General features: G+C 73.0%; 15 protein-coding genes. 8 read left to right on the forward strand and 7 right to left on the reverse strand.

What is annotated here, in order from left to right; genetic code table 11:
• Positions 1 to 20 precede the first annotated feature (20 nt).
• Positions 21 to 1,232 carry a tetratricopeptide repeat protein gene (locus WME73_RS35235; RefSeq protein ID WP_437912386.1) on the forward strand — a complete coding sequence of 404 codons (1,212 nt, stop codon included), beginning with the start codon at positions 21 to 23 and terminating at the stop codon, positions 1,230 to 1,232.
• On the opposite strand, the gene radC is transcribed toward WME73_RS35235, so the two are convergent.
• The 4 genes from radC to WME73_RS35255 all read right to left on the reverse strand — a co-directional run bounded on the left by radC (position 1,229) and on the right by WME73_RS35255 (position 5,497).
• Positions 1,229 to 2,008, reverse strand: a complete 780-nt coding sequence (gene radC, locus WME73_RS35240; RefSeq protein WP_437912387.1) for a RadC family protein — start codon at positions 2,006 to 2,008, stop codon at positions 1,229 to 1,231. The two genes, WME73_RS35235 and radC, sit on opposite strands and share 4 nt — an antisense overlap.
• A 150-nt stretch (positions 2,009 to 2,158) precedes the next feature.
• Positions 2,159 to 2,887, reverse strand: a complete 729-nt coding sequence (locus WME73_RS35245; protein WP_437740741.1) for a competence/damage-inducible protein A — start codon at positions 2,885 to 2,887, stop codon at positions 2,159 to 2,161.
• Between the two features lie 16 nt (positions 2,888 to 2,903).
• Positions 2,904 to 3,266 (reverse strand): exodeoxyribonuclease VII small subunit, encoded by a 363-nt coding sequence (gene xseB, locus WME73_RS35250; protein ID WP_437912388.1) that lies wholly within the window; start codon positions 3,264 to 3,266, stop codon positions 2,904 to 2,906.
• A gap of 5 nt (positions 3,267 to 3,271) precedes the next feature.
• A complete protein-coding gene (locus WME73_RS35255) occupies positions 3,272 to 5,497 on the reverse strand; it encodes a HEAT repeat domain-containing protein (RefSeq protein WP_437912389.1) in 2,226 nt (741 codons plus the stop codon).
• 153 nt (positions 5,498 to 5,650) lie between these two features.
• Here WME73_RS35255 and WME73_RS35260 point away from each other — a divergent pair, with 153 nt between their 5' ends.
• The 3 genes from WME73_RS35260 (at position 5,651) to WME73_RS35270 (ending at position 10,149) form a co-directional block, all read left to right on the forward strand.
• On the forward strand, positions 5,651 to 7,543 hold the full coding sequence (locus WME73_RS35260; protein WP_437912390.1) for a radical SAM protein: 1,893 nt from the start codon (positions 5,651 to 5,653) through the stop codon (positions 7,541 to 7,543).
• A gap of 222 nt (positions 7,544 to 7,765) precedes the next feature.
• The gene (locus WME73_RS35265) at positions 7,766 to 9,451 is read left to right on the forward strand and encodes a protein kinase domain-containing protein (RefSeq protein WP_437912391.1); all 1,686 of its coding nucleotides are present in this window, start codon (positions 7,766 to 7,768) and stop codon (positions 9,449 to 9,451) included.
• A 377-nt stretch (positions 9,452 to 9,828) separates the two neighbouring features.
• Complete coding sequence (locus WME73_RS35270) at positions 9,829 to 10,149, forward strand: hypothetical protein (RefSeq protein WP_437294315.1); 321 nt, start codon at positions 9,829 to 9,831, stop codon at positions 10,147 to 10,149.
• On the opposite strand, the gene WME73_RS35275 is transcribed toward WME73_RS35270, so the two are convergent.
• On the reverse strand, positions 10,116 to 10,586 hold the full coding sequence (locus WME73_RS35275) for a GNAT family N-acetyltransferase (RefSeq protein WP_437555546.1): 471 nt from the start codon (positions 10,584 to 10,586) through the stop codon (positions 10,116 to 10,118). The two genes, WME73_RS35270 and WME73_RS35275, sit on opposite strands and share 34 nt — an antisense overlap.
• A 400-nt stretch (positions 10,587 to 10,986) precedes the next feature.
• On the opposite strand from WME73_RS35275, the gene WME73_RS35280 reads away from it, so the two are divergent.
• Genes WME73_RS35280 through WME73_RS35290 form a run of 3 tightly spaced genes read left to right on the forward strand, consistent with a single transcriptional unit; the run spans position 10,987 to position 14,384 of the window.
• The gene (locus WME73_RS35280) at positions 10,987 to 11,850 is read left to right on the forward strand and encodes a lysophospholipid acyltransferase family protein (protein WP_437912392.1); all 864 of its coding nucleotides are present in this window, start codon (positions 10,987 to 10,989) and stop codon (positions 11,848 to 11,850) included.
• On the forward strand, positions 11,847 to 12,782 hold the full coding sequence (locus tag WME73_RS35285) for an SDR family oxidoreductase (RefSeq protein ID WP_437740747.1): 936 nt from the start codon (positions 11,847 to 11,849) through the stop codon (positions 12,780 to 12,782). The genes WME73_RS35280 and WME73_RS35285 overlap by 4 nt, the downstream gene beginning before the upstream one ends.
• Positions 12,783 to 12,818: 36 nt before the next feature.
• Positions 12,819 to 14,384 carry a dipeptidyl-peptidase 3 family protein gene (locus tag WME73_RS35290; RefSeq protein WP_437912393.1) on the forward strand — a complete coding sequence of 522 codons (1,566 nt, stop codon included), beginning with the start codon at positions 12,819 to 12,821 and terminating at the stop codon, positions 14,382 to 14,384.
• Between the two features lie 18 nt (positions 14,385 to 14,402).
• Here the strand turns inward: WME73_RS35290 and WME73_RS35295 are convergent, their stop codons facing one another.
• The gene (locus tag WME73_RS35295; protein ID WP_437912394.1) at positions 14,403 to 16,091 is read right to left on the reverse strand and encodes a hypothetical protein; all 1,689 of its coding nucleotides are present in this window, start codon (positions 16,089 to 16,091) and stop codon (positions 14,403 to 14,405) included.
• Positions 16,088 to 17,200, reverse strand: coding sequence for a hypothetical protein (locus WME73_RS35300; RefSeq protein WP_437740750.1), 1,113 nt, complete (start codon positions 17,198 to 17,200; stop codon positions 16,088 to 16,090). The genes WME73_RS35295 and WME73_RS35300 overlap by 4 nt, the downstream gene beginning before the upstream one ends.
• 223 nt (positions 17,201 to 17,423) lie before the next feature.
• Between WME73_RS35300 and WME73_RS35305 the strand changes: the two genes are divergently transcribed.
• Entirely contained in the window at positions 17,424 to 18,770 is a 1,347-nt protein-coding gene (locus WME73_RS35305; RefSeq protein ID WP_437740751.1) for a serine/threonine-protein kinase, read from the forward strand.
• The last annotated feature ends 13 nt before the right edge of the window (positions 18,771 to 18,783 follow it).

Raw genomic sequence — 18,783 nt, forward strand, 5'->3', positions numbered from 1 at the left:
CGCCGGCGTACGCTGCCGCCATGACGTCGTCCGGAGCGCAGCGAGCGCGCGCGCTCGATCTGCTGGGCCGCGGAGACATGGCGGGCGGGATCGCCGGGCTCGAGGGGCACGTCGCGGGCGCGCCGGACGACGTGGGAGCGTGGCTCGCGCTCGGGGCCGCGTACGCGGCGGAAGAGCGCTGGGCGGACGCGGCGAGGGCGCTCGCGCGCGGGGTGGAATCCGGCGGAGGGGAGGAGGGAGGGGAGGAGCTGATCGAGGCGCGCCTCGCCTACGCCCGCGCCCTGGTCCGCCTCGGCCGGCTCGACGAGGCGGCCGCGGAGCTCCGGCGGGGCGCGGCGATCGAGCCGCCCGATCCGCGGGCGCTGCGCGAGCTCGGGGTCGTGCTCTACGATCTGCGCCTCTACGACGAGGCGGCGCGCTGGCTCGCGCGCGCGTGCGAGGCGGCGCCGGAGGACGCGCGGGCGGCCTTCGCGCTCGGGCTCGCGCACGAGGCGCGGCGGGAGATCGCGCCGGCCATCGCGGCCTACCGCGAGGCGGTGAGGCGCGCGCCCTCGTTCGCCGACGCCCGGCTCACGCTCGCGGACGCGCTCGCGTCGATCGGGGAGCACGAGCGAGCGCTGGGCGAGCTCGAGGCGCTGCTCGCGCGCGAGCGGAGCCACGAGCAGGCGGCGAGGAACCGCGAGGTGCTGCAGCGCGCGCTCGCCGACATGCGCGCGCGCCGGCTGCTCGGCAAGACGGAGCGGGAGCTCGCGCGGTCGGCGCTCGTCATGGAGGCGCAGCTCAGGCGCCGCGAGGCGCGCGCGGCGCCCGCGACGGCGGAGGGCGCCGCAGCGAGGCAGATCGTCCGCTACACGGCGCCGCTCCTCGAGCTCCACGTGACCCTCGACTCCCCGAACAATGGCCCCGGGAGCGGCGCCATCGAGGCGCTGCACCTCGCGCTGACCGATCCGGACCGCGCCGCGCGCGCAGAGGACGACGTCTTCAAGGTCACGGTGATCGGCGAGGACGGCCGGCAGGCGCCGGTCAGCTACGCGACGGGCGCGTCGCTCACGCTCGTGCGCGAGGCGATCGGCTGCCCGATGACGCAGGCGAGCGCGCTCTATACCTCGCTGCTGAAGGGGAGCCCGTCGGTCGACTGGGGCGGCGCGACGCTGCGGTTCGCGAGCGTGCCAGGCACCGGCGGGGCGCCCGGCGGAGAGCGGCACGGCCTCCTGGTCGGCCAGCGCGCCTAGCGTCGGCTCGGCGGGGTGGCGCCGCGCGGCGCGTCGCCGGGCGCGATCATCCCGAGATCGAGCAGCGAGGAGTAGTGCCCGTCCGGCGCGAGGATGACGTGGTCGACGAGCGGCACGCCGATCACCTCGCCGGCGGCGGCGACCGCGTTGGTCATGGCCACGTCCTCGGGCGACGGCGCCGAGTCGCCGCTCGGGTGGTTGTGCACGAGCACGAGCGCCGAGGCCGCGTCCGAGAGCGCGGCGCGCAGGATGTCCCTGGCCGTGACGGAGCACCCGTGGAGCCCGCCCTGCGCGACCCTGCGCGCTCCCCTCATCCCGTTGCGGCCGTCGAGCGAGATCACCCACATCTGCTCGTGATCGAGCGGGCCGAGCTGCGCCGCGCACCACGCCGCGATCGAGGCCGAGGTGCGCACCGGAGGCCGCGGGCGCACCGCGCGCTCGAAGGCGCGCCGCCCGAGCTCGAGCGACGCGGCGATCCGGAGCGCCTTCGCGAGCCCGAGGCCGGGGTGCTCGGCGAGCGCGTGCGGGCCGAGCCGCGCGAGCCCCTCCAGCCCGGCGAAGCGCGAGAGGAGCGCGGCGGAGACGAGCGTCACGGGGGTGCCGACCAGCCCTGTGCCGAGCACGATCGCGAGCAGGTCGGCGTCGCCCAGCGACCAGATCCCCTCCTCGAGCGCTCGCTCTCGCGGGCCGACAAAGGCGGCCAGCGCAGAGGGGTCGTCGGTGCACGTCTCGGGGAGGTGATCGGACAGCAGGGGGGCGCGCTTCCACGGGCTCATGCGCGAGCGACAAGCACGCGGCGGGCCCGCCTGCCGGCCCGGGGCGCCGCGGGGGCGCGCGCTCCGGCGAGGCGGCGGAACGGCGGCGGAGGGTGGCGGCCGCCAGGGCTGCGCGCCATCGCCCGGAGCGGGAACGGAGACGCGCGCGCGTCACTCCACGCGGACGATCGTCTCCGCGGGGAGGCTCTCGGCGAACGCGTCGCGCGCCGCGCGCACCCTCGCCTCGACGAGGCCGTCGAACGTGAGCTTCGTGCGGTACTCGACGCCGGACCACCTCGGATAAGAGCCGATGTCGACGTCGCGGTGGGCCTCGACCACGCGGTCGAGCATGGGCTTGAGCTGCCCCTCGTCGAGGGTCGTGAACACCGCGAGCGAGACGAACGGCGCCCCGCCGGAGAGCTCCGCCTGGATGAGCGCCTGCTTCGCCCGGAAGATCTGCGGCACGCCGGGCAGCATCCACACGTTGCGCATCACCACGCCGGGCCACGCGGCGCTGCCGCCGGTCACGAGCCGCGCGCCCTCCGGGATGCGGGCCATGAGCAGGTGCCCCTCGGTGAGCCGATCGCCGTAGTAATCGCGCAGGAGGCTCTCGATGTTGGGCGCGCTGACCACCGGCACGCCGAACGCGCGCGCGACGCCCGCGATCGTCAGGTCGTCGTGCGTCGGGCCCACGCCGCCGCTCGTGAAGACCCAGTCGTGCGACGCCGCGAGCGCCCGCACCTCGGCGGCGATCACCTCGATCTCATCGAGCACCATGACCGCCCGCTCCAGCCTGACGCCGAGCGCGCGCAGGGTGCCCGCCAGCACGAACAGGTTCTCGTCAGCGATCTTCCCGCTGAGCAGCTCGTTGCCGATGATCAGCGCCGCTGCGGTCCTCATGTCACCCTTCTTCCGCTCAGCTCTCGAACTCGCGCGTCACCGGGCGCCCGTCGGCGTCCATCCCGAGCAGCTCCTCGACGCGCTTCTCCGCGCGATCGAGGCGCTCCTGCGCCGACCGCGAGAGGCGGATGCCCTCCTCGAAGAGCGAGAGCGCGCGCTCGAGCGGCAGATCGCCGCCCTCGAGCTCCGCGACGATCTTCGCGAGGCGGCGCGTCGACTCCTCGAACGACATCGCGCCGGCGCCCGCGTCGCCGCTCCGCGGAGCGCGGTCGGCCTCGGCGTTCGCCGACGCCCCGGCGGCGCCGGGCTCCGCGCTCGATTCGACGCGTGATTCGGCGCGTGATTCCACGCCCGCGCCCTCGTCCGTCGCGTTGCTCATCGTCGTCATGAGCCAGCGTCCCCCGGGGGTGCGGCCGGCGCAAGCAGGACGGCGCTCGCGCCGGGCGGCACCGCCGGCACGAGGAGCACGCCGTCGGGATCGGCCACGACGGGGACCGCCAGCCCATCCGGCCGGACGAGCCGCGCCGGACGCGAGGAAGCGCTCCCGGACGCGCTCCGGTCGTTCGGGACGATGGCCACCCACACGACGCCCGTCGCCAGCGCGGAGCGCGGCCGATCGAGCGCCCGCGCGCCGGCGCCGGAGAGGGCGGCCCGCGCGAGCGCGCGCACCCCTTCGTCAGGATCGAGGTCCCGCGCCGCGACGAGGACGCGCCTGCGCTGCACCTCGGTGCGCCGGGACAGGCCGCGGACGATCGCGCGGCGCACCGCGGGGTCGTCCTCGAAGCGGTACGCGCGGGCGAGAAGGGAGACGCTGTCGGGCATGGGGTCGCTCCCGAGGCCGAGCGCGACGTGCGCGCGCACGACGGGATCGCTCCCCTCGAGCAGCCGCTCGATCCTGCCGCGGACCACCTCGTCGTCGCGGGCCGCGAGCGCGCGGGCGGCGAGCGGCGACAGCGGTCCGCCCGCCTCCGCGAGGGCGGCGAGCCGCGAGGTCGCGATCGCCCCGCCCCCGGGCTCCGCGAGCAGCGCGACGCCGGCGGAGATCGCCGCCGCGTCGGGCGCCGGGTCGCCGCTCTTCGCGGCGCTCGCGGCGCCGGGCGGCGACCCGGCGCCCGACGCGGCGAGCGCCGCGAAGAGCGGCGCGAGGGCGGCGAGGGCGCGCTCGCCCCGAGCGAGCGCGCCGCGCGCCGCCGCGTGGACCGCCGCGCGATCGCAGGAGGACGGGGAGCAGGCGCCGACGACGTCGACCGCGTCGCGGAGGCCGAGCGCCACGGCGCCGAACACCCCGACGGCGCGATCGCTCGACCCGCTCGGCGCGGCGAGCGCGGCGAGCAGCCGCTTCTCGAGCGCCTCGGGCGCGTCGCGCAGCACGAGCCCGCGGACCACCCCGGCGCGCAGGCCGAGCCTGCGGAGGTCCGCGTCCTTCGCGGCGCGCGGGCCGTCGAAGAGCTCCGCGACCGCGGCCCGCGCCTCGGCCCCCGGCATCGTCGCCAGCGCGAACGCGGCCGCCGTCGCCAGCTCGGGGCGCTCGTTCAGGACCCGGCGCAGCTGCCGCGCCGCCTCCGCGCCGCCCGCGCGGCCGATCGCCGCGACCGCGCGGGGCCGCGCGTCGTCGGGGAGCAGCGGGAGAGCGCGCGCGAGCGCCGGCGCGAGCCGCTCCGCCGGCCCGAGCTCGGCCAGCCTGAGCCCCTCCATCCGCCCGAGCTCGGATCCGAGCAGCGCGGCCACGGCGTCGGCCGCCTCCGGCGCGCCGAGGTACACGAGGATCTCCGCCGTCGGCTCGAAGAGCCCCGGCTCTGGCTTGCGGAGCCACGCGCGGGCCTTCGCCAGCGCCGCCTCGTCGCCGAGGCGCGCGAGGGCGCGCGCCGCGGCCACCTGCGCCGCCCTGTCGCCGCCCTCGAGCATCGGCCGGAGCGCCGCGATCGCCCGGAGATCGCCGAGATCGCCGAGGAAGCTCGCGAGCGCCGGCTCGAGCCGCTTGCGGCTGCCGAGCAGGAGCTGGAGCGACGCGGGCGGGTGCGCCTTGATCGCGCGCGCGGCGGCCTCGCCCGCGGCCCCGCCCTGCACGATCGCGTTGACGAGCACGCCGAGCGCGCGCCGCTCGCCCGTGCGCGCGAGCGCGAGGGCGGCGGTGCCGCGCAGCACCTCGCCGAGCGGCGAGGCGGCGCCGCGCGCGGGCGCGCTCTCCGAGAGCTCGCGCGCGAGGAGCTGGCGCACGCTGTCGCGCTGCGCGTGCGGCGCCAGCGCCCGCACCGCCGCGAGGCGTGTCCTGGGATCGCGCGCCCCCGGGGCGCCGTGCTGCTCGAGCGCGGCGAGCAGCGCGCTCACCGCCTCCTCGGTGCCGATCGCCCCGAGGCGCTCGATGCCGCGGAGCCGCGCCGCCGGGTCGCTCGACGAGAGCAGCCGCTCGCCGACGGCCACGCCGAGGCTGCCGCGCAGCGGCGTCGCGCCGGCCTCGGCCCCCGCGGACGCCTTGCCGCCTTCCTCCGCGGCCTGCGGCGCCCGGGCGGTCCGCGCGACCGGCTGAGGCGCTGCCGGGCCCGCCATCGCGGTGGCCGCGAGCGCCGCGGCGAGGCCCAGGGCGCGGGGGGTTCCAGGGAGGAATCGCATTCGCTGCGCCGCACTATCCCGCGATCGACGGCCCGCTGTCACGCCCCAGGCCGAGCCGTGTCAGCGCCGCGTGACAGCCTGGAATTTGATGGAAGCACGCGCTAGGTCGACCTACCGTGCAGCCGCGAAATGCGGCTGTGAGAGAGGTGACGCTTGATCGACCTGGTACGGACACTGGAAAAGGCCATCACGGTCTCCGCCGACAAGGCGTGGCCGGTCTTGCAGCGACTGAGCCGCCTCGGCGGCGAGCCCAGGCCGTTTCACCCGAAGTGGAGCGACAAGCCGATCCCGAGGGGCGGCGAGCGCACGAAGCCCCCGCTCGGCTGGCCTCGCGAGACGGACAGCCTGTGCCCGCGCTGCGTCAAGGAGGCGCGCGACGAGATCCTGAGTGGCAGGGCGGACTGGACCAAGCTCATCACGGACAAGCCCGGGGAGATCCGCGCCAGCATCGTCGCGCGCGAAGGGCGCGTGGTGATGGAGAAGACGTGCCCGAAGCATGGCTTCTTCTCGGACACGATCTCGATCGACCCGGCGTTCCTGGCGCGGATCGAGCGCCTCTTCGGCGGCCGCGACGTCGAGATGACGAAGGACAGGATCCACAACCACGGATCCAGCACCATCCGTTACGGTCGCGGCGCGGTGCTCACGGTCGACCTGACGAACCGCTGCAACATGATGTGCGACCCGTGCTTCATGGATGCCAATCAGGTCGGCTACGTGCATGAGCTCTCCTGGGAGGAGATCACGCGGATCCTGGACGACGCGGCGGCGGTGCGCCCGCGCCGCCAGATGTCGATCCAGTTCTCCGGCGGCGAGCCGACGCTGAGCCCGCACTTCCTCGACGCGATCCGGTACGCGCGCGAGAAGGGCTACTTCGCGGTGCAGTGCGCGACGAACGGGATCCGCTTCGCGGACGAGCTGGGCTTCGCCAGGAAGGCCAAGGAAGCGGGCCTCCGGATGGCGTACCTGCAGTTCGACGGGGTCACGAACGCCGCGAACGGCCACCGGAAGATCGGGAACCTCTACGACGTGAAGCTGCGGGCGATCGAGGAGCTCTCGGCCGCCGGGATCGACGTCATCCTGGTCGTGACGATCGTCAACGGGGTCAACAACGATCAGGTGGGGCCCATCATCGACTTTGCGGTCCAGAACGCCGACAAGATCACCGTCGTCAGCTTCCAGCCGGTCAGCTTCACCGGCCGCGACGAGGACATCTCCGACGAGCTGCGCGAGAAGCAGCGCTATACGCTGAGCCACCTCGCGCACGACATCGCCCGGCAGACCGGCGTGACCGACCCGCTGCGCGACTGGTTCCCCCTGTCGGCGCTCAGCCCCTTCGGCAACGTGACCGACCTCCTCGACGGCCCCGACAAGGACTGGGGGCAAATCAACTGCGGCTGCCACCCGAACTGCGGGATCGGGACCGCGCTGTTCGTCCACAAGAAGACGAAGCAGATGGTCCCGCTGCTCGACTTCATCGATGTCGAAGGGCTGCTCTCCGACCTGCGCGCGATCTTCGACGCGGGGCACAGCCGCGCCCTCACGAAGGCGCAGGTCGTCGCAGCGCTGCTGCGCCATTACCAGCCGGACAAGGCGCCGCCCGGCTTCCACCTCGCGACGCTCGTGAAGCAGTTCTTGAGCCAGACGGGCGCCGCGCACGCCGGCGAGGGCGACGCCCGCGAGTACGAGTGGCGTGTCCTTTTCGTCGCGGGCATGTGGTTCCAGGACCTGTTCAATTACGACTTCCGCCGCACCGAGATGTGCATCATTCCGTACGGAACGCAGCTCGGCGAGATCAGCTTCTGTGCGTACAACACCGGGGCTGGATGGCGGAATATCCTCGAGAAGATGAAGGCCAACGCCACGGTGGCCGAGTGGTACAAGAAGCACGGTAGGCACCCTGTCTATGCGAAGAATCAGGATCTTCCTTTACCGACCTACGACAACCCCCTGACGATCATCGAGCACGACCTTGCGTTGCGCGAGCGCGAGCAGGGCGGCGCGCGCTCACGGCGGACGGCCAGGCGGCTGCCGATCGTGAGCTGATCGCGCCCCCACCCCGCGCGCGGCTAGGGCAGCGCAGCGCAGCGCAGCGCTGCCCCGGATCGCCGAGAGACAGGTCACGTGAGCCGCTGGGCTCGGCGATCGGTCGCAGGGCACCTCACATCGACACAGAATCCGGTTCTCCTCGCGGCCGTGTGGGAGGAGGCTCGCGTGAGCGGCGCGGGAGTCGTGGAGAACGCACCACGCATGGTGTAGTCTGGTCACGTGACCTTGCACGCGGGCCGCTATGAGAGCTTGCGCGCCATCGCGTCAGGCGGCATGGCGACGGTGTATCTCGGGCGGGCCCTGGGCGCCGGCGGGTTCGAGCGCCTCGTCGCCCTGAAGATGATGCACCCGCACATCGCGGCGGAGCCCGAGTTCGTGGCGATGTTCCTCGACGAGGCGCGCCTCGCGGCGCGGGTCCGCCACCCCAATGTCGTCGCGACCTTCGATCTCGTCGAGGACCCGCTGTTCCTCGTCATGGAGTACATCGAGGGGCCGTCGCTGCACAGCTTGCTCCGCACGTGCGCGCGGGCGAAGCGGCCCGTCCCGCTCGGGATCGCGCTCCGCATCTTCCTCGACGTGCTCGCGGGTCTCCACGCCGCGCACGAGCTCACGGGGGGCGAGGGCGAGCCGCTCAACCTCGTGCACCGCGACGTCTCGCCGCAGAACGTGCTCGTCGGCGTCGACGGCATCGCGCGCATCACCGACTTCGGCGTGGCCCGCGCCGAGACGAGGCTCATGTCGACGCGGGGCAACGCGCTCAAGGGGAAGCTCGCCTACATGGCGCCCGAGCAGATCCGGGCCGCGAACGTCGACCGTCGCAGCGACGTGTACTCCGCCGGCGTGGTGCTCTGGGAGATGCTCACGGAGGAGCGCCTGTTCAAGGCCGACAACGACGGCGCGCTGCTCGCGCAGATCCTCCAGGGCGCGCCCACGGGTCCGCGCGGGGTGGTCCCGTCGGTGCCGGCCGCGCTCGACCAGATCTGCCTGCGCGCGCTGCGCACCGACCCCGACGATCGCTTCCCGACCGCCGCGGCGTTCGCCGAGGCGCTGGAAGACGCAGCCACGCAGACGCCGGGCCTCGCTGTGTCGTCGCCCCGGGCGGTGGAGGCGCTCATCAAGGAGGTCGGTTTGCGCGGGCCGCCGGAGAGCCTCACCGCGCCGGTCAGCGCGCGGGGCGGCCCCGCGTCGGCGCCCCGGTCGGGGCGATCGCCGCTGAGCCAGCGCTCTCCGTTGAGCGATCCTCTGCCGCTGAGCCCGCGCTCTCCGTTGAGCGATCGTCTGCCCCTGAGCCAGCGCGCTCCCCTGACCCAGCGGAGCGTCGAGGCGGCGCAGGACAACTCGGGCGCCGAGGGCAGCGCGCCGGGGCTGGGCGCCGTCGTCTCCGAGGCCGTCTCCCGCGGCCGGCACCACATCGTGCGCCGCCGCGTGCTCGCCAGCGCCTGCGCGGTCGCGCTCGCGGTCGGGGCGGGCGTCTTTCTCGCCGCCGGCCAGCAAGAGCCAGCCGCTCCCTTCACGGCGGAGAGCGCCTCTGCCTCCCGGATCTCGTCCTTCTTCCCCGCCGCCGCGGCGGCCAGCGGGCCGGTCCAGGCGGCCGCGCCCGGGCATCCCGGCGAGCTGGCCGGGTCCGCGGTCCCCGGCGGCTCCGCTCAGGGCGTGATTCCCGGCGGAGCCGCCCAGAGCCCCGCCCCGAGCTCCAGAGCGACCCCGCCCGCGGCCGTCAAGCCGAGGACGAGCCGGCCCGACACGCGCACGACCAGCGGATCCACGGCCCCGACGGCGAAGCCGGCCACCCGCTCATCGACCGTTCGGAGCGCGGCGCCGAAGACCGCGCCAAAGGCGCCAGAGCCGAAGCGGAGCGCTCCGCGGACGACCTCCCGGACGCCCTTCAAGCCATCCGGCCTGTGACGCACGCAGGGCTGTGACGCACGACGTCACCGCGGAGATAGCCCAAGACGGTACGTGCGCATGGATCCAGCGCGCCCCCCCGGGCGAGCCATGATCCTTTTCGCCGCCTCGTCCAACACTCCGACCATGGAGACACGTCCAACACCCCGACGACCGCGAGCACCCGCGACCTCGGCGCCGATAACGCGACGTCGGGTCGCGCTATCGCACATTGAACGCACGGCGTCGCCTACATGCTCACGGAAGACAGCAGAACGTCAGTGGCCGCCTCACGAGCGCGATAGGGGAGGTAGGCTATTCTTGTCGTAGGGCGGTATGTGCTCGCCCAAGTGAAAGACGCGCCGCGCGTCGGACGTTACCCCGGGGGGAACCAGCTCATGCGCTCGCTTTTTGAGCAGGTCGTCGAGTGCTGTGGCCTCGCACCCGCGTTCGCCAGAAAGATCATCCAGGAGGCCTGCGAGCGGAGCGATGTGTCACCGCCCGAAGCGATGACGCCAGCCGATCTCATCCGCACGCTCCCTCACATCCGCCAGGCCCTCGGCGTCTTCCTCGATCCTGGGGAGGTGGCGCTGAAGACGGCCGCGATGCGAGCCCTCGTCAAGGGCTCCTGGCCGTCGATGGCCGCGGTCGTCCCCCCTGGTTCGAACCAGGAGAGCCGGACCCCTCAGGACGAGCCGAAGGCCAAATCGAGCTCGTAGAGCTCGTAGTGCGAACGCCGCATTCCGAGCGCGACATACGTCGACTGCGCTCGCGCGTTCGCGGTCTCCACGTACAGGCGGATACCGCATACGTCCCCCGCGTCCGCCGCCATCTCGTGGACTCGCCGATACAGCGCCCGGAAGACCCCGCTGCGCCGCTGCGCGGGGGTCACATAGACGGACTGGATCCACCAGAAAGTGCCGTTTCTCCAGTCACTCCATTCGTAGGTGACCATCAGCTGCCCGGCCATCTCGGAGGCGTGCTCGGCCACCAGATAGAACCCTTTGGCGGCATCCGCGATCAGCGCGGCGGCGCCGCGGAGGGTGGTGGCGGCATCCAGCACCTTGCCCTCCGTCTCGAGCGCCATGGCCCGGTTGTTCGCCGCGATCAGCGCGGCGTCGGTGGGCGCCGCCCGGCGGATCACGAGCGCTGTCACGAGGCGACCTCCCGGCGGGCGTCGCAGGGACGTTCTCCGGCCGTACGGCCGGAGAGCGCGGAAGCGCGGCAACGGATCGACATGGCCGACCCCATACCGCGGGCAGCACGGCTGCTCAATGAGCACGCGCACCACACGCACGACGCGCACCACACGCGGCGCCGCGATCCAGCGACGAGCCAGCGACGAGCGCGCGGCCGGGCCGGTGACGACCGTCCGCGAAGGCGTCGCCGCGGCGCGTTATGTTTCGAGGAGCGATCCTCGACGAGCGCGCCCGGCGCTCGGCGCGTGGTCCATGGCTCCGCCGCGCCGGCTGCCTCTTGCGGCGCTTGGCGGAGGTTGTGCTCCTCGCCCGATCGCGCATACCCTCCGGGCGCCGAAGCCTCCCGGAGGGTGACCCTTGACACTGCTCGTCAGCGACTCGATTGCCCAGCGCGTCCAGCGGCTGGAGATCCCTTTCAACAGCTTCGGGGTCGATCCTTACGGCATCTCCCAGAAGCACCTGGGTCTCTTCTTCTCCCTCCTGGACTTCTTCTATCATCATTACTTCTCGGTGGGCGTGACGGGCCTGGAGAACGTCCCCGCGCGCGGGCGGGCGATGCTCGTCGGCAATCACTGCGGGGGAGTCGCCATCGACGGGGCGATGGTGGTCGCGTCGATGTTCTTCGCGATGGATCCTCCGCGTCTGGCCGAGGGGATGGCGGAGAAGTTCATCAATCGCCTCCCCTTCACATCGCTCTGGTCGAGCCGCACGGGGCAGTTCACCGGCCTCCCCGAGCACGCGAGCCGCCTCCTCGAGGACGAGCGGCTGCTCATGGTGTTCCCCGAGGGGGCGCGCGGCACCGCCAAGCTCTACAGCGAGCGCAACTCGCTCGTGCACTTCGGATCGGGGTTCGTCCGGCTCGCGATGAAGACGAGGACGCCCGTCATCCCCTTCGGCTTCGTCGGCGGCGGCGAGGCGGTGCCGACCATCGCCAACTCGTACACGATCGGCCGGCTGTTCGGCGTGCCGTACATCCCGATCACCCCGTACCTCATCCCGGCGCCGCTGCCGGTCCAGCTGGAGATCACGTACGGCGAGCCGATGACGTTCGCCGGGACCGGCGCCGAAGAAGACGAGGTGATCCTTGGCCACGTCGAGCAGGTGAAGGCGAGGATCGCAGAGCTCATCGAGGCCGGGCGAAAGCGGCGCCGCGGGAAGCTTTCGGTGGACTTTCGCGGCGCCACGTCGCCCAGGCCCGCCTCATCGAAGGAGCACGCATGAGGGTCCTCATCCCAGGGATCACCGGCCAGCTGGGCCGCATGGTCGCGACGCGCCTCCTCGAGGAGGGGCACGAGGTGATCGGCATCGACCGGCGGCCGTGGCCGACCGCCCCGGCCGGCATCGAGATGCACAACGTGGATCTGCAGAAGCGCGCCGCGGAGGACGTGTTCCGCAAGACCCGGCCCCAGGCCGTCATCCACATGGCGACCGTGACGCACCTCGTGGAGCAGACGGAGGAGCGGTATCGGATCAACCTCGGCGGCACGCGCGTCGTCTTCGACAACAGCCGCGCCTGCGGGGTCGAACACGTGATCTTCGTCGGCCGACATACCTACTACGGCGCCGGCCCCGAGTCGCCGCTCTACCACACGGAGGAGGATCCTCCGATGGCGGTGTCCACCTTCCCCGAGCTCGCCGACCTCGTCGCGGCCGATCTCTACGCCTGCACGGCGCTCTGGCGCGCTCCCGAGCTCTGCACGACCGTTCTCCGCATGTGCTACACGCTCGGCCCGACAGGCCACGGCACGCTGGCGAGCTTCCTCCGCGGCCCCCGCGTCCCGTACGTGCTCGGGTTCGACCCGCTGTTCCAGTTCATGCACGAGCAGGACGTCGTGACCGCCATCTGCCTCGCCCTCGAGAAGCGCATCCGCGGCGTCTACAACGTCTCTGGCCCGCAGCCTGTGCCCCTGTCGCTCATCATCCGGGCGGCGGGCCGGGTGGCGGTGCCCCTCCCCGAGTTCGTGCTGCGCAACGCGTTCGGCCGCTTCGGCCTGCCGAAGCTCCCTCGCGCGGCGCTGACCCACATCAAGTACCCCGTCGTCGTGGACGGGGCCGCGTTCCGCGCCGCGACCGGGTTCAAGCACGCCATCGACGAAGCCCAGGCCATCCGCGAGTACCGCGACGCCCACCCGGTCCCAGCGAGCCGCCCCTGAGCCCGGGACAAGGTATCATGAGATAAGGAGGTCCCGATGTTGTCCGAGAAGGTCAAGCAGTTCGCGCCGGCCAGGCTCACCGCGGACATCGACGATCTGCCCGAGCCGGAGAGGAGAGCGCTCGGCAAGCTCATCGAGGCTTCGCGGCAGCTCGATCCCGTGTTCGATCGGCAGGCCTACGCCGGGAACCCGGAGCTCCGCGAGAAGCTCGTCGCGGACGGCACCCCGGAGGGGCGGGACAGGCTCGCCTACTTCGACATCATGCGCGGCCCTTGGGACAGGCAGGATCACCACCGCCCCTTCGCCATCGACAGGCCCCATCCTCCTGGCGCTGGCTTCTACCCGGAGGATCTCTCGGCCGACGAGCTCAACGCGTGGGTCGAGCAGCACCCGGGCGACAAGGAGGCCTTCAACAGCCTGTTCACGCTCATCCGCCGGGACCAGGGCCGGCTCGTCGCCGTGCCGTACAGCCAGGCCTACGCGGCGTGGCTCGGCCCCGCCGGCGCGCTCCTCGAGGAGGCCGCGGCGCTCACCGCGAGCGAGAGCCTAAGGCGGTTCCTGCGGTCCCGGGCCGCTGCGTTCCGCTCCGACGACTACTATGCATCCGACAAGGACTGGATGGACCTCGACAGCCGCGTCGAGGTGACCATCGGCCCTTACGAGACCTACGAGGACGAGCTCCTCGGCCTCAAGGCCTCGTTCGAGTCGTTCGTCACGGTGAGCGACCCCGACGCTTCCCGGAACCTCTCGAAGTACAAGGAGCTCCTCCCGGAGATGGAGCGCAACCTGCCTGTCCCCGAGGACGTGAAGACCGCGCGCGGCGGGGAGAGCCCCATCCAGGTCGTCGACCTCGTGTTCAGCGCCGGCGACGCCCGCAAATCGGTCCAGACGATCGCGTTCAACCTGCCGAACGACGAGCGCGTCCGCGCCGAGAAGGGGGCCAAGAAGGTCCTGCTCCGCAACGTCATCGAGACGAAGTTCGAGCTGATCATGCGCCCTATCGCCGAGCGCATCCTCGACCCGGCGCAGCTCGAGCACCTGTCCTCCGACGCGTTCTTCAACGAGACGCTCTTCCACGAGCTCTCGCACAGCCTCGGCCCTGCGTTCACGACCGTGAGCGGGGAGCGGGTCGAGGTGCGGATCGCGCTCGGCCCGACGTACTCCGCCCTGGAGGAGGCCAAGGCCGATGTGATGGGCGCTTACAACGTCCTCTTCATGATCCAGCGAGGCCACTTCGCGGCCGATTTCAGGGAAAAGCTCCTCATCTCCTATTTCGCAGGGCTCTTCAGGAGCACCCGATTCGGCGTGGCCGAGGCGCACGGCAAGGGGGCCGCGCTCCAGATCAACCGGTTCCTCGAGGAGCGCGCCGCCCGCTTCGACCCGGCGACACGGCGCTTCACCGTCGACGCCGAGGAGCTCGAGGCCGCCATCACCCGCCTCGTCCGCGATCTCTGCATGGTGCAGCACCGCGGCGACAGGCTGGCCGCCGGCGAGCTCCTCGCCAGATACGGAGAGGTCTCGGAGCCGATGCAGCACGCGCTCGGCGGCCTCGAGGGGATCCCGATCGACATCCGGCCGATCTACCCGCTCGCCGGCGAGTGAGCCGCCGGCGAGCGGCGCTCACGGCCCGATCTGCACGAGGAACGCGTCGCCGGCGCCCTGGCTCACGGCCGTGGCTGCGCCGCGATCGAGGACGCCGTCGAAGCGGCCGGTCACCCAGCCATCGCCGAGCAGATCGACGGCGACGGCGGCGCCGCGCTGCTCGCCCGAGTCGCCGAACGAGCGCAACCAGATCGGGTTGCTGGCAGGGTCGAGCTTCGCCACGAACACGTCTGCGGCGCCCGTGGCCGAGTGCGCCTCCGTTCCGACGTCCAGGTTCCCCAGGAAGGAGCCGGTGAGGAGGATGTTGCCCGCGAGATCGACCGCGACGGAGGCGCCCTCCTGGTCGGCGTCGTCGCCGAAGTCCTCGCACCACTGCAGGACGCCGTTGTCGTCCAGACGGATGAGGAAGACGTCCTTGTCTCCATTGCTCGTGAGCAGCGACTCGCCGAGGGAGATCGCTCTCCGGAACGAGCCGGTCACGAGGATGTTGCCCGCTCCATCGACGGCCACGCCGAGCGCCTCGGCCGCGTTGGTCGCGTCGGCCGCCTTGCTCCAGACGTGATCGCCCGAGGGGTCGAGCTTCGCGACGAACAGGTTGGTCTTGGCGTCGGTGGTGAGCGGCCTCTCGCCCCCGAAATCGACCTCCCCGCTGAACCAGCCGACGACGACGATGTCGCCGTCGCCGTCGACGGCGACGCCGGTACCGGCCTGATCTCCCTGGCCGCCGAACCGCTTGGCCCAGTCGACGTGGCCGGCGGCGTCGAGCTTGACCAGGAACGCATCGCTCCTGCCGTGGCTCTCCAGGGTGAACCGCTCGCCCCGGCGGCCCTCGCCGAAGTCGAGCGTGCCCGAGAACTCGCCGGTGATGAAGGCGTTCCCCGCCTGGTCCACGGCGATCGCCGCCGCGTGTTGCGTGGCGTCGTCGCCGAACCGCCGGCTGAACTGGTGCGCCCCGGTCGCGTCGAACCGCGCCACGACGACGTCGGCGCGGCGGCCGGCGCCCTCGAGCACGCCGCCGCCGAAATCGACGTCGCCGGCCGCGCTGCCCGCGAGCACCACGTCGCCCCCCGGCGCGAGCGCGACCGCCCGGGCGACGCTGTCCGCGAAGCGGCGGCCGAACCGGAACCGACCCTCGCGCGTGGAGGCGTCGCGGGAGAACGAGACGAGGAAAGCGTCCGGCTCGCCGAGCGCGCCCAGCTCGTCCGACGGGCCCGCGCCGAGATCGGTGCTGCCCGACGCCGAGCCGACCACGACGACGGCGGCGGCGGAGGCGGCGATGCCCAGGCCCTGCTGAGCGCCGGCCCCGCCGAGCGCGACGCTGTGCACGGGGTCGCCCGTGCACGCTCGCCCGTCGCAGTTCTCGTCCTCGGGCGTGGCGCAGCTCTCGAACGCGGGCAGCACCTGGCCGACGCAGGCGCCGACGTCCGTCCCGTCGTCATTGCACGCGGCGACGCCGGCGACGCAGAGGCCGACGCCCTGCGTGCCCTGCGGCCCCGCGTAGCAGGCCGCCTCGGTGAGGGGAACGCAGATCTCCTGAACCTCGCCGCCACCGCCCGCCCCGCCGCTGCCGCCTCCCCCCGCGCCCACCGGCACGGGATCCGCCGCGACGTCGGGGAACGGCGCGATGAAGGCGCACGCGCCGAGGCCGGCGCAGGCGAGGGCGAGCGCGGCGACGACGCCCGCTCCGGGGCGAGGTGCGCCGCTCACAGCACTCCCCGCACGGCGACCCCGGCGCCGTCCGCGCCGACCCATGGCGAGAGCGCCGTCGGGCGGGGGGCGCGCGGCGCCGCGGGCGCAAGCCGCGGCCCGGCGGCGTCCGGAGGAGCCGCGGGCGAGGAGGACGAGGGCCAGAAGAGGTAGGCGGCGAAGCCGCCCGCGATGACGGCGGCCCCGGTGAGCACCGTGCTCGTGACGGCGAGCGCTTGCCCGCGATCGTGCAGCGCCTGCCGCTCGCCCAGCGAGCCCGGGGCAGGGTTCTCGTTCTTCTTCAGGAAGCTGTGCCGCACGTCGTACGCCATGGCGCCCGTGACCACGGCGCCGGCGGCGAGCGCGGCCGCCGTCCCCACGACGACCACCGGCGAGATGCGCGGGCCCGGCGCGGGCGCGCTGGGCAGCGCCTGGCGCGCGGGCGCGCTCGACCGCGGGGCCGCGAGCGAGCGCTTGCGGCCGAGCTCGGCCCGCAGCTCGACGACCGCGCCCGTCTCGGCCTGCACCGTCGCCTCGAACCGCGCCGCATAGTTCTCGGCCGCCACCACGACCCGCCGCGCCCCGGGGCTCACGAGGATGGCCGCGCCGACGAGGGCGGCGTGGATCGGCTCACCATCGATCTCGACGCGCACGCCGGTCGCGTCCTCGGGCAGCTGCAGGACGATCTGCGACGTCTTCACGCGAAGCTTCTCTAGTCGTGCCCGCGACTCCCTGGCGAGCGCGATCTCGTTCCGCGCGGTCGCGCCGGACGCAGCGAGCTCAAATGCGTTGAGCGCCTCGACGACGTGGCCGAGCGCCTCGTGACAGACGCCGAGGTGATACCAGAGAGGTGGGGACACGACGATCTTGCTGATGCGTTCGTACGTCTCCAGCGCCTCTGCCCACCGGCCGCCGTCCTCCGCGGCGAGGCCGAGCGCGAAGAGGTGCCGCGCGGACGCGAGCTCCGCGGCGCTCGGCTTGTGGGCCGCAGCGAGAGCCGCAGTGTCGCTCGCGACCGCGGCCGGCGGCGCGCGGCTGGCGTCCTCCGGGGAAGGCTCGGCGAACGCAGCCGGACCGACGCCGACCAGGGCGAAGAATACCACTCCGCCGATGGTGATCCGATGCTTCACCCACGCCTCCTTCCATCACCAAGCGATAGAGGCAGTCTAACCGTACTCACGCCGACCGATCCTCGACAACTGGAAAATTGTTTGAGATTAGCGTCCGATCCTGGAACGCTCTTGCACGACCCGCCTGGAACGCTCTCCCACTGTCGGTGAGAGCTTCAGCATGGTCGGATTCACGACGACACAGGAGTCGCAGGTACGAGCTGTGATAGCGCCCGTCGATCTTGTGCCAGGCCAGCTTCTCGGCCGCTATGAGCTGCTGATCGCCATCGCGCAGGGCGGAATGGGGACGGTGTGGGCGGCCCGAGAGCGCGGCGGGGCGGCGGGCGACAAGATCGTGGCAGTCAAGACGATGCTGCCGGCGCTCTCCAGCGATCCGCGCTGCAAGCGCATGTTCCTCACGGAGTCGCGCATCGCCTCCCGGATCAAGCACCCCAATGTGTGCGCGATCCTGGATCAAGGTGAGCAGAGCGGGGTGCTCTACTTCGTGATGGAGTGGATCGACGGCGACGCGCTCGTGGCGCTGCTCGGCGGCAGCACCCGCAAGCAGGGCAGCCCGCTCCCCCTGCCCGTCGCGGTGAGGATCGCGATCGAGGCGGCGCGGGGGCTGCATGCGGCCCACGAGCTACGGGACGACGGCGGCGCGCTGATCGGGCTCGTTCACCGGGACGTCTCGCCGCACAACATCCTGATCACGCGGGACGGCTCGGTCAAAATCGCGGATTTCGGCGTGGCCAAGGCCATGGCGCAGGTGGACAACCCGACGACCAACACCGGGCACATGAAGGGCAAGATCCTCTTCATGGCGCCCGAGCAGGTCTATAGCGAGCAGCTGGACCGGCGGTCCGACGTCTTCGCGCTCGGGATCGTGCTCTATCAGCTGACGACGGGCACGCACCCGTTCGCCGCCAGCCACGACCTCGCGACGATGGCGCGCATCGCGCGGCCCGAGCCGGTCGATCCGCCGGGCCCCCTCGTCCCCGGGTACCCCCCCGCGCTCGAGGCGGCGGTGATGCGCGCGCTCGCCAAGGATCCGGCCGAGCGCTTCGCGACGATGGCCGAGCTCGCGGACGCGCTCGAGGCAGTGGACGCCGCCCTCGGCAGCCGCCCTGGCGAGGTCACGGGGTACATCCGCAACGCGCTCGCCGCGCGCACCTCGCGTCGCACGGCGCTGATCAAGGACGCCTTGCGCGCCGCGGAGGGCCGGGCGCGGGGGCGCACCCCCTCGCGCCTCGACCCGCGCCGCCGCGCCCGGACGATCGCCACCGCGGCGGCGCTCGTCGCCTCGGGCGCGCTGCTCGGGGCGGCGACGCTCCTGTGGATCGGCCTCGGGGAGGGCCCCGGCGCGCCGCCCGTGGCGGTGCCCGCGGCGCCGGCCGTCACGGTGGAGCCGCGCCCGGGGGTCGCCACCGCCGAGCCGCGCGCCCCGGAGCCCGCGCGCGTGTCAGAACCGGCCCCGTCCACCGCGCCCGCGGCGCCGCCGTCCTCCACCCCCGCCGCGAGCGCGAGCCCGCCTCGCTCCCGATCGCCTGCCGAGACCGGGCGCGCCAAATTCCGCGAGCCCGGCTTCTAGCGCGCGCCGCGGG

Origin of the sequence: Sorangium sp. So ce302, from assembly GCF_051530145.1 — a bacterium.
Classification (GTDB): domain Bacteria; phylum Myxococcota_A; class Polyangia; order Polyangiales; family Polyangiaceae; genus Sorangium; species Sorangium cellulosum_B.

What these genes read in the sequence shown, in the direction of transcription:
- WME73_RS35235 (WP_437912386.1), top strand. Translation starts at nt 21, where the DNA reads ATGACGTCGTCCGGAGCGCAGCGAGCGCGCGCGCTCGATCTGCTGGGC.
- radC (WP_437912387.1), bottom strand. Translation starts at nt 2,008, where the DNA reads ATGAGCCCGTGGAAGCGCGCCCCCCTGCTGTCCGATCACCTCCCCGAG.
- WME73_RS35245 (WP_437740741.1), bottom strand. Translation starts at nt 2,887, where the DNA reads ATGAGGACCGCAGCGGCGCTGATCATCGGCAACGAGCTGCTCAGCGGG.
- xseB (WP_437912388.1), bottom strand. Translation starts at nt 3,266, where the DNA reads ATGAGCAACGCGACGGACGAGGGCGCGGGCGTGGAATCACGCGCCGAA.
- WME73_RS35255 (WP_437912389.1), bottom strand. Translation starts at nt 5,497, where the DNA reads ATGCGATTCCTCCCTGGAACCCCCCGCGCCCTGGGCCTCGCCGCGGCG.
- WME73_RS35270 (WP_437294315.1), top strand. Translation starts at nt 9,829, where the DNA reads ATGCGCTCGCTTTTTGAGCAGGTCGTCGAGTGCTGTGGCCTCGCACCC.
- WME73_RS35285 (WP_437740747.1), top strand. Translation starts at nt 11,847, where the DNA reads ATGAGGGTCCTCATCCCAGGGATCACCGGCCAGCTGGGCCGCATGGTC.
- WME73_RS35290 (WP_437912393.1), top strand. Translation starts at nt 12,819, where the DNA reads ATGTTGTCCGAGAAGGTCAAGCAGTTCGCGCCGGCCAGGCTCACCGCG.